Genomic DNA, 15436 nt, shown 5'->3' with positions numbered 1-15436 from the left:
TGATTATGAGGAATAAACATGAAGAAATTTATTTGTATAACAGCTTTTCTTAAAAAGAAAAAAGCATTCGGGCTGTTCATGACGGCAGTGATGGCGGGTGTGGTGAATATGTCAGTGGTTACGTCGGCAGAGGCTTGCACGCCTTTTCGTCAGACCATGAATGCTCCCGCGAAAATTAATTTAAACCCCTCGCTGGCAATAGGGAGTGTGGTGGCAACTGCCAACTTAACGTGGGCTCCGTTTTCAGCCCTCGGTGATTGCCCTGTTGCGTATAATACCCCATCAGGTGTATTTAGACTTACGGGGGAGGGGGTACCTAATGGGAATCTTTATCCCACTACCATTCCGGGGATAGCCTATCGAGGGTCGATAACTGATGGATGGGCCTCTGCATTGCAAGGTGTATGGCCACGAACAGTAACAATGCTAGTTGGTGGTCCAGGAGCAGCCGGAGGGACTGCAAAAATTGACTTTATAAAAACAGGTCCAATAGAACCAGGCGAATTTGGTGCACAGATCGTTATGAATGCCTCAATTAATAACGTACCGTGGTTTGAATTGTATCTGGCGGGCGAGATTATTATTGTACCCACGGTACCGGCATGCACAGTAACTCAGTCGGCAATTTCGGTACCTCTTGAAGATACTAATACATCTCAATTGGCTGCTCTGGGGAATACCAGTAAAGATAAAACCTTCTATATTCCATTGTCGTGCACAACGGCTACTAACATATCTCTGGCTTTCAGCGGTGATATTGCGGATGACACTAATGCGGTATTCCGTAATCTCAGTGGCAGTGCCAATGCGGCCAGTGTTGGGGTGCAAATATTGAAAGATGGCACGCCAGTGCCAACAACGCCGGGCAATTTTCTCAATCTGGGATTGAGCAATGGTAGTTTTACCGTGCCGATGACGGCCCGCTATTATGCATTAACCGATAATGTTGATGTAGGGGCTGTCAGTGCGATTGCCTATGCAACCATTGTTTATAACTGATTTTTTATTAGAAATGACCATTGCCTTTCAGGCAGTTAATTATATAAAGGAGTTTTAAAATGAATAAGTTTGCTAAAGGACTGATTGCTGCTCTGGTGGTAGGTTCCTGTTCTCTGGCTGCGCACGCGGCTGATACCACCATTAACATTAACGGTAAAGTTATCGCGGCGGCCTGTACTATCAACAACAGTGGGGCCTACACGGTCACGATGCCTGATGTCACTGCTGCAACCTTGAACCCACCAAGCTCTTCCGGTGACTGGAAAACTTTTGACGTGACCCTGAGTAATTGTCCGGTGGGGACCTCTTCAGTCACTGCGACATTTGACGGCACGGCCGATGTCGCTGATGCGGCCAAATATGCCAACACGACCGGTACGGGTTATGCTACCAACGTGTCTGTGCAGGTACAAAACCGCTCTGGCACCCCGGCTGACAAAGGCAAAAACAGCACTATGACAGTGAATGTGGACGGTAGCAAAAATGCCACTTTCGACCTGCAGGCGCGTCCTTTTAGTACCCCAGGTGGGGCGAGTGTAGGGGATATCAATACCGTCGTACTGATGAACTTCACCTACAACTGATTTGCCAATTACCTGGCAGGAGAGCTGCTCATGTTAAAACGTGTGTTTTTTCTCAACATGCTACTTCCCGCCCTCGCGGTCCTGCCGGGCACAGCAGCAAAAGCTGCTGATGTGACAATCACCGGTAAGGTTATTGCTGCATCCTGTACTGTCAGCCCGGTTTTGGTGGGGGGCAGTCGGTAGATCTGGGAACGTTGGGACGGCTCGGATTCCAACACGCTGGCAATGCCGGTGAGTGGCAACCTTTTGCCCTTAGCCTGACAGCCTGTCCGGCGGGAACCACTAAAACCACTGTAACCTTTACCGGTGTACAGGATGGTGTGGATGCAACCCTGTTCGCCAATACTGAACCGTCAGCCACTGCGGCCAGCCATATAGCCGTACAGTTGGCTGAGGATGCCAATCGCGGTGTCGTGTTGTCGGATAACAGCACCATGACTGTTGATATCGACAGCGTGAGTAATACGGCAAGTTTCCCGTTAGCGGCGCGCTTGTATACCCCCAGTGGGGGTGTTCAAGCCGGGAAAATATCCAGTACGGTACTGGTGAATTTTACCTATCAGTAAATTAGATATGACCAACGCGGTGGGCGCTCACTGCGTTGGTCTGTCTGCATGGCAGCTTGAGCTTCTCACACCATGCCAGTCGATGCCCTGTGCTTTGGGCGGGTGATTGATTAATGTTAATGATGCTACGGCATGATCATTTCACCCTGCAGTGCAGATGCACTTTACCTATCAATAAGCTCTAGTCAAGGCCGCGTCCGGTCTGATATCAAGGTTCTAACCCGCACACCAGTAAATATTTTCATGCCGGTATTATCTATTCAACCCTCCCAATATCAAGCGGGATGTTCAGTACTTATTAGATAATGTGTTGATTCTAATTAATACTAACCGATGCCAATGATTACCGATTTTTTTAACATGCCGAACAGCGATGAGTTTTGACGACATCTGAATTCATATCAGGAACATCGCGCTGTGCTCCCTTTTAACAAGGTGCATGATTTTAAAAATGTGGGTGATGAAAAAACTTACATAAATCGTTGTCCATTTTTGGATGGAGGGTGTAAAAAAACACCAGAAAACCTTTGAGCTCACTCTATCGATATAAGATAATGCTTAGAGCTAAGGGTGGTATTATTATCTGGAATATCTATTTCTGATGATGAAGGCTGCGTTTTTATTTTTATGGGACATCCAGGCAGGGAAGCTATTTGATTATTATCGAAAGCGTGAACTGGTTGAGACTTTATTATATTAATTTTATTGATGGTAATCTATTTTATCGGCATTGAGTTATTCTCATTACGTTATGGTGCCGTTACTATCCATAAGAGTATTCCATCGTTCATTCGAGTAAATGATATGTATGATTTCAGTAAGGTTATAGCTTACTCAAAACCCCACACCGTGATTGAGGAGATATTAGCGTCACTTAAACCGATTGTCCCCGTGAAAGTTGCACGGGCGGGACAACGCTTTCAGTTGGAACAGAAGGATAAAAGGATCTGTTTTTTACTTTACAGCGGCAGTTGCATTGTGAGAAGAGTAGAAGATTCTCTGGTGTTATCAACGGTAAGAGCCCCTTGCTTTATGGGGTTGCAAGATATTTATCATGCTAAACCCGATATCCATATTTTGGCCGTTAGCGATGTCGAGTACGGAGTCATAACGGTAGATGATTTTTTCGATTATGCAGACAAAGAAAATATCTGGAAAACCATTTGTTATATGTTGATGCTTTCTACCACGCGGTTTAGTGAGTATCAGCGGGAAACAGTCGGTGTTAGTAATTATGAGTTAATCTGTAATCTGTTGATGTCCCTCAGTATTGAATGCTTTGAAATAAGGGCGAGCACAACTGCATTGAAGTATATTCAAGATAGAAGTCGGCTGTCCCGGAGTGGCATCATGAACACTTTGGCGTCGTTAAAATCAGGGGGCTATATCGATATTAAGAATGGACTGCTGATGAAAATAAATGCCTTGCCTAAACGATTTTGATAATTTTTTGAAGTTCTGCGAAGTATGACTGATTGTTAAATAATGGAATGAAATATATGACGGCATTTAAAGAAATCGTGGCGCCTGTTTTATATGCCCAAGCGGATAAAACATGCTATATCAGGCAGGTATTGATTATTGATAATTGTCCGATGATCCAGATTGGGATCCGCCATGGGTTTGCTCAATCAGGCATTCAGGTCGAGGCTTACCAAACGACTCCCAAGGTAACGGGTGTATTGGAGTTGATGCACAGATACCAAGCTGATTTGGTGATGATAGAGTTATGCGGTAGTGGTGATTCGGTGCTAGAGAGCTTACGTGTGATTAGCCAACTCATCAGCAGCTGGCCTAAAATCCGTCTGATTGTGTGCACCTGCTTGACGGATAGTCGGTTGTTGAAACAATTGGTTACGATGGGGGTGAGTGGTATTTACCTTAAAAACGAACCGTTGTCAGCATTGGCACAGTGCGTATTTCAGGTGATGGCCGGTCATTATCATTACAGCTTCCAGACCGGTACGCTAGCCACAAACAGCAAGGCCTACCCCTATCCATTGACCCATCGTGAGCTGGATGTTCTTGAGCTTTTGTTTAAAGGGAAAAGCGTGACCACAACGGCTCAGGCACTACAGCGTGATATACGCACCGTTAGCGCGCATAAACGGAATGCCATGTTCAAGCTCGAACTGTATAGCGATAGCGATCTTTATCGCTGGGCAGCACAGGTGTCTGTTGCGGGCACTGCAGTCAATGGCGGGCAATAATGATGAAATCTCAATCATCAAATATCAATTTAGGTGTCTTGGCTTGCAACCCGCTGATGGCTTTGGGCCTTGCGTATTATATTGAGGATTTACAGCTCGGCCATCGCTGCCAGATGGCCACGATGTCCTTAACCGGCCTGGGGGATAGACTAAGACAGGCCACCGTTTCGGTGTTATTAGTCGATCTGAGCGGATCGCCACAGGAAATGGCCACCATAGCCCTGCGGCTAGCAATGCTACATGAGCAATGCCTGTCATTAAATATTGTGGTCTACACCACCTGTTGCGATGTGGCGATCCTGTCAACATTGCAATCTATGCAAAGGATCAGCCTGATTGCCCAGCAGGAAACGCCGGAGCAAATACGTCAGGATTTGACTGAGGCATTAACGGGGGGACACGTCCATAGCCCAAGCATCAAACTGTGTCTCAACAATATGAATGCGCTGAAACCGCTGGATCAATGCTCGTTGACCCGCAGTGAGCGCAACGTACTGATCCATTTGTATTCCGGCTTGAGTCTGACGGAGATCGCGAAATTATTAAATCGCAGTATCAAAACCATCAGCGCGCATAAATGCAGCATTATGCGCAAGCTGGGTGTCCACTGTGATGCCGAGCTTTTTCGCATTGCTCAGCAGGATGCCCTACTGGCTGGTGATGTTAAAGACGTTGCCTATGCTCTTCAACGCGCTTTAGTGGCAGGACTTTGATTTATGGAGCTCAGGAGTCCAACTTTGCAAGTAGCGGTGGTTTCGCCGTGCCAAATGGTGCGTATCGCTTTGCCAGCGCTGTTTAGCCAATGCTCCTGCAAGCTGTCCTGGCAGAGTGAGAACTATCAAGAACAGGTGTTGCAACAACTGCTGGAGTACCCGGTTGATTTGCTGATCATATCGTTACATATCTATCAGCCCAATTTACCGTGTGCTATCCGTTTGATCCAACGTTTACAGACCATACATCCTAAACCACGTTTAATCGTCACCATCGATGTGGATATCCCCTATCTGGTATCACGATTACGTGATTGGGGAATAGATAAGGTGATCACCTTGAGATTGCCATTGGCAGATTGGCACAAGCAGTTCCATCTTATTGATGGTCTTGAAATACCCTCCTTGATTGAACAACCCGCAGGCCGTCGTCAACGGATTAAGATAGCGAGCTTGTCCCCAATGGAATCTCGCATCATGCGTTATTTCCTCGAGGGTTTTTCTCTATCCGAAATCGCCGGTTTGATGATGCGAAGTATCAAGACCATTTCCGGCCAAAAAAGTCGCGCGCTGCATAAAATGGGGATCAGCCACTATGCGCAATTGGTCGCGCTGAAACCGGTATTCGTCGCAATTCAGAACGAATATGAAAGCGGCAGACTGATTAAAGCACTTCCCGACAAAGTGGTTAAATTGAGAGTGAGACGCCCGGGTTTTTGATGCGGGGCGCAGCATAGGCGCCCCGAACCTCTTACTGCTGCTGAGCCAGTTTTTTGCTGTCACAGCCGGTACTCTTGCATTCCCGCTCTACGCTTTTCAGAAAATCGATACGGCTTTGCATGGTCTTGTTTGAGCAGGCGACATTGATCATGGAGTCGTCGCTACATTGGCTGTCCCGATTTTTCAGCCATTCGATCTGCGACTGCTTCAGTGTCTGCTTTTGTGGTTGAGTCAGCAGTCCCATCACTTTCTTGTATTGCACGTTGATCTCTTGATCCAGTTGCACCATCTCCAATGCCGCGCAGTAGGTCACGTCATAAGGGGTGCGCGGGCTGTCACAACCACCAGCCAACGCAGTGGCAGAGACCAACAGCAGCGAACATCCCAAGATTGTTTCTTTAATCACTTTGCACTTCTCCGTGTTTGGTTTTGAACTGCCGAGTCCGGCAAGATAGTGCCGGACCGCGTCAAGTTTGAACTGAAGTGAATACTTCATCAGAACTGCTCCTCCAAATGTCAGATGTTTGTCCAACATTTGGGGGTCAGTTCACATGCGGCGCCCCTACGTAGAGTGCGATATCAAGCTTCAGTCGCCACCTTTTGCTTGTCGGAGTTCATGCAACTGTAGATCACCGGCAATACCAGCAGAGTCAGCACGGTAGCAAAGCCCAGGCCGAACATGATCACCACCGCCATACTTTGGAAGAAAGCATCGCTAAGCAGTGGGGCCAGGCCGAGTACGGTGGTAAAGGCCGTCAGCAGGATAGGGCGCAAACGTGAGGTAGCGGCGTCGATGATGGCCTCCAGGATCGGTTTTTCCTGCCGCTGCAACCCAATCTCCTCTACCAGCACAATGCCGTTACGGATCAACATGCCGCTTAAACTCAACAGGCCGATCAGCGCCATAAAGCCAAACGGAATACCGGTTAGCAGGAAGCCCACGGTTACCCCAATCAACGCTAGCGGAATGGTCAGCCAGATGGCGACGGCATTTTTCAGCGAGCTGAACATCAGCACGGTGATGATGAACATGATCACAAAGGCCACCGGCAGGCTGGTGAACAACCCGGCCTGGGCTTCCTTGGTACTTTCATAGTCGCCGCCCCAATTCAGTTCATAGCCACGCGGTAATGGGATGGCATCAATATCCGGTTTGATGCGTTGCAACAGTTCGGCAGAGGTTTCACCGCTCTGGGAGCTTGGATCGGCCTGAACCGTCAGGGTACGTTTGCGATCCCGACGCATGATCAGAGGATCTTCCCACTCGGTAGTAAAGCCGTTGACCACGTTGTCGATAGGAATAAACGCCTGCCGTGCCTGGCTCCAGATCATCACGTCGTTCAACCGTTCCGCATTCAGCCGCTCCGAGTCCGGCGTTCTTAACACAATCGGCATTAACCGTGTGCCATCACGATATAGGCCAACGGCGATCCCGCCAAAACTCATGCGTAGTGCACTGTCGATTTCGCGTTTATCCACCCCTAATTCACGGCCAAGATAATCCGAGAACTGCGGGCGAATGACCTTGCTGCGCTGTTGCCAGTCGTGCATGACTCCGTCGGCATTGGGGTCTGCGCTGGCGATGGTTTCTGCCTTGGCCGCCAGCGTGCGCAGCACGTTCGGATCGGGGCCGATAAAGCGCGCTTCGATGGAACTGTTATTCGAAGGCCCGAACATGATGCGTTTAGCCTGGGCGTTCACCTGGGGGAAATTATTGCGTACGTAGCCCTCTATTTGGCCGATCATGCCGGGAATTTGGTTGAGCTGTTTGGCTCGTACCATGATCTGCGCATAGTTGGAATATTGCCGCTGTGCGTTATAGGTCAGCATAAAGCGCATCGCACCCTGGCCGATGGTGACCATGGTATCGCTGACGCCGTCTTGCGCCTGGATATGCTGCTCGATTTCGGCGGCAATCTTTTCGGTATAGGCGATATCGGTGCCGTAGGGCAGCCAGAGATCGACGAAGAAGATCGGCGTATTGGACGGCGGGAAGAAGCTTTGGCGCACGTTGCCAAAACCGATCACCGAAACAACCATCAACGCGGCCAGCACCCCCAGCGTAATAGTGCGCTGGCGCAGCAGTTTGCCCAACAGGTTGCGATAGACGCGGAACAGCCAACCATCATAAGGCGATTTGACCGGCTCATCGGGTTTTGGCTCGGCCATTTTCTGTTTTTCAAACGCCCATTTGGTGAATACCGGCGTCAGGGTCAAGGCGGTGAACCAGCTCAGCATCAGCGAGATCAGCAATACCTGGAACAGTGACTTACAGTATTCGCCGGTGGCATCGTTGGATAAGCCGATCGGCGCAAATGCCAGAATGGCAATCACCGTCGCCCCCAGTAGCGGGAACATGGTGCGTTTGACCACGTTATTAATGGCCTGCAGGGTCTTCTCACCCTGTTGCCGCCCAACCAGCACACCCTCGACGATCACAATGGCGTTATCCACCAACATACTTAAGGCGATCACCAGCGCCCCGAGCGAAACACGCTGCAGCTCAATATTGAACAGCTTCATGATCAGCAGGGTGCCAAGCACGTTCAGCGCCAGCGAGGCGGCGATCACCAGCCCGCTGCGCACCCCCATAAAGATCAGCAGGGTGCCGACCACGATCAGCAGCGCCAGCAAGAAGTTCGTGATAAAACCGTTCACCGCGCCTTCTACTTCATGGGACTGATCGTAGAAAACGCTGATATCCATCCCGGCGGGGCGTTCGGCTTGCAGTTGGGCCAACCGGGCCTTGACCGCTTCGCCCACCACAATCACGTTCACATTCGGGGCAAAGGATACGCCGATAGAGAGCGCAGGCCGCCCGTTGGCACGGTAGATATTATTGGGGGAGTGGGTTACGCCCTGGCTGATGGTGGCGATATCGCGCAGGTAAACGCTGCGCGGGCTGCCCGGCTCGCTAATCAGCAGATTACCCAATTCTTGCACGCTGGCAAATTCCCCGGTGGGATGCAGCCTGATCGACTCGCTGCCCACCAACAGATCCCCGGCGTTGGACACCACGTTCTGCCGGCTCAACAGATCGTAAAGCCGCTGTGGGATAATATTGGCGGCGGTCATCTGGGCGCGGGAAATCTCAATCTGCACCTCTTCCGGGATCACCCCGACAATCCCCACCTTGCCCACGCCTGGCACCACCACTAACTCACGGCGTAACAGCTCGGCAAAGTTGCGTAGCTCCTGATTGCTAAAGCCGTCGCCATACAGCGAGAAGAAGAAGCCATACACATCACCAAAATCATCGTTCACTATCGGAGGGCTGGCACCGGGCGGCAACCGTATCGCGGCATCGCCAATACGCCGGCGCAACACATCCCAGATTTGCGGCAATTCGGCGGCTCCGTATTCGGCACGGATATTAATGGTGATCTGCGACAGCCCCACGCTGGAGATGGAGGTGACGTTATCGATATAAGGCAACTGCTGAATGGCATTTTCCAGCGGCAGGGTGACTTCTTCCTCCACTTGCTGGGCTGAAGCGCCGTCATAGCGGGTGACTACCACCGCAGTCTTGATGGTAAAGGCCGGATCCTCCAGCCTGCCGATGTTGAGAAACGCCAGCACGCCGCCAATACCTAGCAGCAGGATCGCCAGCCAGATCCGGGTGCCGTTGTTGATAAAGTTCTCTGTCAGTTTCATTACAGACCTCGCTCACGGACCCAGGCGCGCACTTCCTGATTGGGGCGCAGTTCGCGAGTACCGGCGGCGACAATCCGTTCACCATCGGCCAGACCGGATACGATCTGTATTCCGTTCGCGGTCAGTTGTCCGGTTTCAACCTGACGAGATTCCACAAACAGTTTGCCATCACGTTCCTTGATCACCCACACATGGGGCTGATTGCGTGGGCTGTTATCTGGGTTAAATATCGCTTCTACGGGCACAATGACATTGGCCTTCTGCGAAGCCCCGGCCAGATTACCGAGATTGATTTTCACGCTGCCACTCATTCCCGAGAGCATTGGCAGGTCTTGCGGGCGCGGCATCGTCAGGGTCATTTGATAGGTCAATGAGCCCGCGGTGGTATTGGTGGTGTGTTCTTTATAGCGGGCGGTAAACTCGCGGCCCGGCAAGTTGTTCAGAAGAACAATAGGCTGGTACTGTGCATTGTTTTCATCAATCACAATGAACAGATTTTCGGGGATGCTGAAGACCACATCCAGCGAATCCAGCGAGTTCAGGGTCGCTATCGGTTGGCCTGCCGGGATCACTTGATAGTTACGGGCAGTGAGCGTGGCAATCACACCGGTAAAGGGTGCACGGATTTGCATATCGTTCACTTCTTCCCTGGCCAACTTCAAGGCGGCCTGGGCCGAGTCACGCGCTGCACGATGAACATCCAGTTCGGCGCGGGGAATGACATTGCGGGCACTCAGGGTGGCGAAACGGTTGAATTGCGCCTGCGCCAGATCGAACGTGGCCTGTCGATCACGTAACCGCAGGCGTGCGTCATTACTGTTTAGTTCGGCAATCACTTGCCCCTTGCTGACCTGCTCCCCTTCACGTACCAGCAATTGCTGCAGTTGCCCTGGGCGCTTAAAGGCTAGGTCGGTACGGTCACCCGCGATAATCCTGGCTGGGAAGATGCGTACTCCTTGCTGAGCACTGTTGCTAACTTCAAAGATATTCACCGGACGGACGCTTTCGAGTTCTTTAGGCGTCTCCCTGTCACAGGCGGTAAGAAAAAGTGTGCAAAGCACAACGGCAACCAGTTTTATATTCACGATGCAATCTCTTAGGATCGGATTTTAGGGGAGCGATGAGCTAACTTATTGACCATATGCATCACGTCTTACCGCTCGTCTAGGCCAGCTCCGGCCTTTGTTCACGCTGCTGCGGGAACGTAATCTTGCTACTGTGACCGTAGGACACAACCACCTCGGATTTCACGCACTCCCGGCGCTATTCCCCTTGCCCGTTAGCGGGCGTGCGCCATCTCTATTGTTTCCTTCAGTTTCAACCACTCGTAGACTCTTCAAGCTTAGTATGCCGTTTGCCAACGTGAGTAAATTATCTTCAGCTCATGCCGTTGGCCCGGTTTCAGCTATGGCTAATCAATCAACGCTAATGATTTCCCGGCTAAGATGATCGGTAAAAGATAATCAGCACCCGCGGTGGGATGATGCCGATGATGGTACGGATTGAGATGATTCCTGGTTATGATCTGAATCATTTTCCGGATTATGGTTTTGGCTATTTTTTTACAAATCGACATCTTATTTAGGTTTTGTTTAGGAATCTTCTTTTTGCAATGTTATGTAAATAATCCTATTGGCTGTGAAATATCCCGTGATGGCGGATTTGGTATTACGTTTACGATTCATTGTCATTTACACATGTTGTGAAATTGTAATCCATAACTATTTTGTGATTATGATTTGGCGCAAGAAACCAACAAATTGTGTGATGATTAGAGGCGCATCGACGCTAAAGATCTTAATGAAATGATATTGATTGCCTAGTTCATTGAGAATAATGATTATTTTTTGAATTGTGGTTGTATTTAATCAGTAGGGAGGTGTTAATAATTTCTTAGTTAAAGTCGTTTTTAACATTTATTTATCAATTTGATTTAATGAAATAAACAACTGTGTTCGTTTTTACTACATTTTAAATGGGTTAATGTGTCTTTGGTGTTGTTATTTGTGATGTATGTTGTTTTATTTTATCACTAAAATATAACAGATACGATTAAATTGCGGGGTTTATATTTTTAATTGTTAATTTAAATGTTAATTATTTCGAGGTAAATATTATGACGGTGTAATATTCAGACATATTTTGAATTTATTTGAATTTAACTATTGCAATGAGATTTTACTCAATATACTTTCCTCCACCAGAAAGAAACTGGTAAGGAGTTAACTTCGTCATGCTAATTATGGCTCCCGTTTTTATCCGCATTTACCGTATTTCGATAATCACTTTTATATAAACTTTAGATAGAGAGCTATTATGAAAATTCGCGTACTTTCACTGTTGGTTCCGGCTTTGCTGGTTGCAGGCACCGCGGGCGCTGCTGAAATCTACAACAAGGACGGCAACAAGCTGGATCTGTTCGGCAAGATTGACGGCCAGCGCTACTTCTCCAGTAACGACTCGGTTGATGGCGATCAGTCTTATATGCGTCTGGGCCTGCGTGGCGAAACCCAAATCAACGACAGCCTGACCGGCTTCGGCATGTGGGAGTACCAGGTTAACCTGAACCAGGCAGAAAGCGAAGCCAACAACAGCTTTACCCGCGTAGGGTTTGCCGGTTTGAAATTCGCCAATTATGGTTCACTGGATTATGGCCGTAACTACGGCGTGATGTATGACATCGGTGCATGGACCGACGTACTGCCAGAGTTCGGTGGGGACACCTACGGTGCCGATAACTTCCTGTTCCAACGTGGCAACGGTTTGCTGACTTACCGTAACAGCGACTTCTTCGGCATGGTTGAAGGCCTGAATTTTGCTCTGCAATATCAGGGCACCAACGGCAGCGCCTCCGAATCCAACAACTACCGCGATGTATTGGCGCAGAACGGTAACGGCTACGGCATGTCCGTCAGTTACGATCTGGGTTATGGCATCAGCGCAGCCGGTGCGTTCTTCAGTGCCGATCGCACGGCAGACCAGAACGGCCGCAACAACCCGGCAATCCTGGGTAATGGCGATAAGGCTCAGGCCTATAGCACCGGTCTGAAATACGATGCCAATAATGTCTACCTGGCGGCCATGTTTACCCAGTCTTATAACGCTAACCGTTTTGGCAGCCGTAATAGTCAGGCTTATGGCTTTGCCGACAAGGCTCAGAATATTGAGCTGGTGGCACAGTATCAGTTCGACTTTGGCTTGCGTCCGTCCGTGGCCTACGTACAGTCCAATGCCAAAGACATTCAGGGCTTTGGCAGCCAGAACCTGGTGAAGTATGTTGATCTGGGGGCCACCTATGCCTTCAATAAAAACATGTCCACCTATGTGGATCATAAAATCAACCTGCTGGATGAAAACGACTTTACCAGCAAGGCGGGTCTCAACACCGATAACGTGACCTCGGTCGGTATCGTTTACCAGTTCTAAGCTTGTCCGTTTGGCTTAGCCCGGTACATCCGTGTATCGGGCTTCGCTACGTATGATAAAAAGCCCAGTGCCGCACACCTCGTGCTATCAACATTGCAAGTGGTTCCGCTTTATCCCTCCGATTATCGCCTCGTAATACCGTTTAGATTCTCTTTAATATCTTGCGTTCTTGATGTGGGGCTGCTTTTACGCTCAGGGAATTGTCCTTTATTAATTATTGTTATTTGGTACGGTATATCTAGTAGTGTATTTTCCTATTGTATTTAATCTTATTATTTAGCGAGAAATATCCTGCATTAGCGGCGTTATGATCTGGTTAGAATATGTCAATTGCCATAAAAATTATTATTGATCTGCTTTAAACGTCGGGCTATCCTTGGGTTAGAGCTCTTTTGATAGAGCGAAACAATTAACTTTAACTTAACTCCCTACGCTTTAATAAAGGTATGGCTAACCGTGCCTTTATATCAAGCGTAGGATTACTCTATCACTGATGATAGGCGTTACTCGGGCTGTTTTTGTTTCACTTTTATAAAAAGGACGATGTTGTGAAAAAAGTTAATACCTTCGAAGCAGATACAATTGTTGGCGGTAAATGTAAAAGAGTCTGTGCTGTTGAGTATGTGGGTGGCGCTGGTGGTGCTTGCTATCTAGTCAGAACTTGTCTGGATAAGAATGGCCGAATTGTGAGTCAGACTAGCTCATCTGTTGATCCTGCCAACTGCTCGGCTGGCCGGCCGTAAGCTCTTCCTGAGCTTCAGGATATAAGTTTGGGCTGATGCGATAGGATTTTTGCATCGGCCTGTTTGAAAAATGCTGCTTATTGATGGACAGGGATGTGATGGCTGTTGGCTCGCCAACGGCGCTACGTGCTAAATAAAAATGGCTATCCCTCCGTTATAAGATCTCATTGGTGTGCCTTTTTTAGGATGTATGGTTTATGTTCAAAAGACCCCTGCTGCTTCTCATTTATACCTTGGCGATCATCGTTATTTCCTCGTTGATCACAACGGCCTATTTCCACTATTTTGTATTGAATCAGGGCATCGAACAGCAAGCTCTGGTTGCCGTCAGCGATGACGAGATCAAGAATAGCCCGATCAAAGAGGGTAATACCATCGTCGAGATATTCTCTTACGGCTGCCACTACTGTGCCATAAACGAAGAGAATATTGCCAAGCTGGAAGCGCGTATGCCAGCAGGTACAAAACTGATCCGTCTGCATCTCAATAATGCGCAGAGCAATGGTCTGGCAAGTTTCGCCCCATTATTTGCCACCCTGACGGTGATGGGCATTGAACCTCAGCACCGTGAAAGTGCTTATAACGCCGTCATCAAACAGCAAAGCGATCTGAGTAAACCCCAAAATCTTGATAGCTGGTTGATGGAGAATGGTATCGATCTCGCGGCTTATCACGCAGCCAGTCAAACTCCGCAGGTCGCAGAGTTGCTGAGCTATATGACCATCGTGTCCGATCACTACAAAATCAACGCGACGCCAACCTTTATCGTCAGCAAGAAGTGGCTGGCTCTGCAGGATCGCGATTTCCCAGAATTTGCCGATCACCTGCTGTCGCTGCTGCAGCATGATAAACCGCTGGAGCAATAATGCGTTTCTTTGCTGTGTGGGTTTACCTGGCATGGAGAGAGGCCCTCGCAAAAATCGCGCAGAGTTTTTCGCCGTTGCGCAGAGCACAGGATAAGACCGTTTGCTGGTTGCTGCGGCATGGCGATTATCGTTGGTTTCTTGGGCTGGCGGCGCTTAGCCGCTGGCTGCGGTTGAATAACCGGGGGGAGCGCAGGCGTGCTTTTGTGGCCGCAGCCAATAAGCAATGCCTGATTGCCGATGGCCGTAAGGTGGATTTTGCCAAGATCAGCCAGCGTCGTCGCTTGCTGGATCTGGCCGCTGCCTATGCCGGTAATGCTCACCTCCTGGCCCAGTTGGAACAATGTCAGGTACAGCTCAACGCAGTCGTCGAGCCCTTGCACCGAGCAGGGCAACCGGTGGTGCTTGCACCGCTGCATATGGTCTCTGACGTATTGGCTGGCATGGTGGGGGCTGGGGTGTTTCCGGGGCAGGCAACGGTGGTGGTTTCTGCCAGTGCAGAGGTCTATCAGGAAAGAACGCGACAGCAAGCGGGAATTAACCTGACTTACTGCTCGATCCATGATGATAACCGGGCGATTGCCGGCAATTTGACTAGCGCGATTATGGCGGCGGCCGATCATCAACGCAATATCATGATTTTCCCCGACATCTCACCGGATTACACCGTTAATACCAATGAGGCGAAAACGGCGAAGCTGAGTTGTCGCCTGTTTGATCGCCCGGCCAACCTGCACAGCGGCGTTATTCGTATCGCCAGAGCCTTGTCTGCGCAGGTGGTCTCTTATTACCTGTATTACGACCAGGGAATAAAAATCCACATCTATCCGCCGATACCGGCCTGCAACCTGAAAGCCAAACTGCCGGAGCTGATTGAAACGTCGATCGTCAGGCACCCGGAAGATTGGCTGTTATGGCACTCACATTCGTTATTTTTTATCAATGAATAACCTGGAAA

At 49.2% G+C, this 15436-nt stretch carries 15 protein-coding genes; 12 read left to right on the top strand and 3 right to left on the bottom strand.

What is annotated here, in order from left to right; translation table 11 throughout:
* The first annotated feature begins 18 nt into the window (after positions 1-18).
* The 8 genes from D9980_RS15025 (at position 19) to D9980_RS14995 (ending at position 5792) form a co-directional block, all read left to right on the top strand.
* Positions 19-999 carry a fimbrial protein gene (locus D9980_RS15025; RefSeq protein WP_121607727.1) on the top strand — a complete coding sequence of 327 codons (981 nt, stop codon included), beginning with the start codon at positions 19-21 and terminating at the stop codon, positions 997-999.
* Positions 1000-1058: 59 nt separating this feature from the next.
* Positions 1059-1583 (top strand): fimbrial protein, encoded by a 525-nt coding sequence (locus D9980_RS15020; protein WP_121607726.1) that lies wholly within the window; start codon positions 1059-1061, stop codon positions 1581-1583.
* Between the two features lie 30 nt (positions 1584-1613).
* Entirely contained in the window at positions 1614-1766 is a 153-nt protein-coding gene (locus tag D9980_RS26695; RefSeq protein ID WP_162304271.1) for a hypothetical protein, read from the top strand.
* 11 nt (positions 1767-1777) lie between these two features.
* Positions 1778-2149 (top strand): fimbrial protein, encoded by a 372-nt coding sequence (locus D9980_RS15015; protein WP_238393642.1) that lies wholly within the window; start codon positions 1778-1780, stop codon positions 2147-2149.
* Between the two features lie 804 nt (positions 2150-2953).
* Positions 2954-3592 carry a helix-turn-helix domain-containing protein gene (locus D9980_RS15010; protein ID WP_162304270.1) on the top strand — a complete coding sequence of 213 codons (639 nt, stop codon included), beginning with the start codon at positions 2954-2956 and terminating at the stop codon, positions 3590-3592.
* Between the two features lie 56 nt (positions 3593-3648).
* Entirely contained in the window at positions 3649-4359 is a 711-nt protein-coding gene (locus D9980_RS15005) for a response regulator transcription factor (RefSeq protein WP_162304269.1), read from the top strand.
* Positions 4359-5072 carry a LuxR family transcriptional regulator gene (locus D9980_RS15000; RefSeq protein WP_121607722.1) on the top strand — a complete coding sequence of 238 codons (714 nt, stop codon included), beginning with the start codon at positions 4359-4361 and terminating at the stop codon, positions 5070-5072. Before D9980_RS15005 ends, D9980_RS15000 begins: the two co-directional genes overlap by 1 nt.
* A gap of 54 nt (positions 5073-5126) precedes the next feature.
* The gene (locus D9980_RS14995) at positions 5127-5792 is read left to right on the top strand and encodes a LuxR C-terminal-related transcriptional regulator (protein WP_162304268.1); all 666 of its coding nucleotides are present in this window, start codon (positions 5127-5129) and stop codon (positions 5790-5792) included.
* Between the two features lie 31 nt (positions 5793-5823).
* On the opposite strand, the gene D9980_RS14990 is transcribed toward D9980_RS14995, so the two are convergent.
* The 3 genes from D9980_RS14990 to D9980_RS14980 form a co-directional block, all read right to left on the bottom strand.
* The gene (locus D9980_RS14990) at positions 5824-6288 is read right to left on the bottom strand and encodes a lysozyme inhibitor LprI family protein (protein WP_121607720.1); all 465 of its coding nucleotides are present in this window, start codon (positions 6286-6288) and stop codon (positions 5824-5826) included.
* A gap of 83 nt (positions 6289-6371) precedes the next feature.
* Positions 6372-9446 carry an efflux RND transporter permease subunit gene (locus D9980_RS14985; RefSeq protein WP_121607719.1) on the bottom strand — a complete coding sequence of 1025 codons (3075 nt, stop codon included), beginning with the start codon at positions 9444-9446 and terminating at the stop codon, positions 6372-6374.
* The gene (locus tag D9980_RS14980) at positions 9446-10531 is read right to left on the bottom strand and encodes an efflux RND transporter periplasmic adaptor subunit (RefSeq protein WP_024485001.1); all 1086 of its coding nucleotides are present in this window, start codon (positions 10529-10531) and stop codon (positions 9446-9448) included. Before D9980_RS14980 ends, D9980_RS14985 begins: the two co-directional genes overlap by 1 nt.
* Positions 10532-11762: 1231 nt before the next feature.
* On the opposite strand from D9980_RS14980, the gene ompC reads away from it, so the two are divergent.
* From ompC to D9980_RS14960, 4 genes are all read left to right on the top strand, one after another.
* On the top strand, positions 11763-12872 hold the full coding sequence (gene ompC, locus D9980_RS14975) for a porin OmpC (RefSeq protein ID WP_024485002.1): 1110 nt from the start codon (positions 11763-11765) through the stop codon (positions 12870-12872).
* A 548-nt stretch (positions 12873-13420) separates the two neighbouring features.
* Positions 13421-13615 (top strand): DUF4762 family protein, encoded by a 195-nt coding sequence (locus D9980_RS14970; RefSeq protein ID WP_121607718.1) that lies wholly within the window; start codon positions 13421-13423, stop codon positions 13613-13615.
* A gap of 197 nt (positions 13616-13812) precedes the next feature.
* Positions 13813-14481 (top strand): DsbA family protein, encoded by a 669-nt coding sequence (locus D9980_RS14965; RefSeq protein ID WP_024485003.1) that lies wholly within the window; start codon positions 13813-13815, stop codon positions 14479-14481.
* Positions 14481-15428, top strand: coding sequence for an ABC transporter (locus D9980_RS14960; RefSeq protein ID WP_121607717.1), 948 nt, complete (start codon positions 14481-14483; stop codon positions 15426-15428). Before D9980_RS14965 ends, D9980_RS14960 begins: the two co-directional genes overlap by 1 nt.
* The last annotated feature ends 8 nt before the right edge of the window (positions 15429-15436 follow it).

Source organism: Serratia sp. 3ACOL1, assembly GCF_003668775.1.
GTDB classification, from domain to species: domain Bacteria; phylum Pseudomonadota; class Gammaproteobacteria; order Enterobacterales; family Enterobacteriaceae; genus Chania; species Chania fonticola.
Note: the sequence above shows the minus strand (reverse complement) of the source record. Positions and strands in the feature narration are given on the sequence as shown.

Coding starts and splice junctions, on each gene's coding strand:
- D9980_RS14995 (WP_162304268.1), top strand. CDS start 5,127: ATGGTGCGTATCGCTTTGCCAGCGCTGTTTAGCCAATGCTCCTGCAAG.
- D9980_RS15005 (WP_162304269.1), top strand. CDS start 3,649: ATGACGGCATTTAAAGAAATCGTGGCGCCTGTTTTATATGCCCAAGCG.
- D9980_RS15025 (WP_121607727.1), top strand. CDS start 19: ATGAAGAAATTTATTTGTATAACAGCTTTTCTTAAAAAGAAAAAAGCA.
- D9980_RS15010 (WP_162304270.1), top strand. CDS start 2,954: ATGTATGATTTCAGTAAGGTTATAGCTTACTCAAAACCCCACACCGTG.
- ompC (WP_024485002.1), top strand. CDS start 11,763: ATGAAAATTCGCGTACTTTCACTGTTGGTTCCGGCTTTGCTGGTTGCA.
- D9980_RS15020 (WP_121607726.1), top strand. CDS start 1,059: ATGAATAAGTTTGCTAAAGGACTGATTGCTGCTCTGGTGGTAGGTTCC.
- D9980_RS26695 (WP_162304271.1), top strand. CDS start 1,614: ATGTTAAAACGTGTGTTTTTTCTCAACATGCTACTTCCCGCCCTCGCG.
- D9980_RS14965 (WP_024485003.1), top strand. CDS start 13,813: ATGTTCAAAAGACCCCTGCTGCTTCTCATTTATACCTTGGCGATCATC.
- D9980_RS14990 (WP_121607720.1), bottom strand. CDS start 6,288: ATGAAGTATTCACTTCAGTTCAAACTTGACGCGGTCCGGCACTATCTT.
- D9980_RS14960 (WP_121607717.1), top strand. CDS start 14,481: ATGCGTTTCTTTGCTGTGTGGGTTTACCTGGCATGGAGAGAGGCCCTC.
- D9980_RS15000 (WP_121607722.1), top strand. CDS start 4,359: ATGATGAAATCTCAATCATCAAATATCAATTTAGGTGTCTTGGCTTGC.
- D9980_RS14985 (WP_121607719.1), bottom strand. CDS start 9,446: ATGAAACTGACAGAGAACTTTATCAACAACGGCACCCGGATCTGGCTG.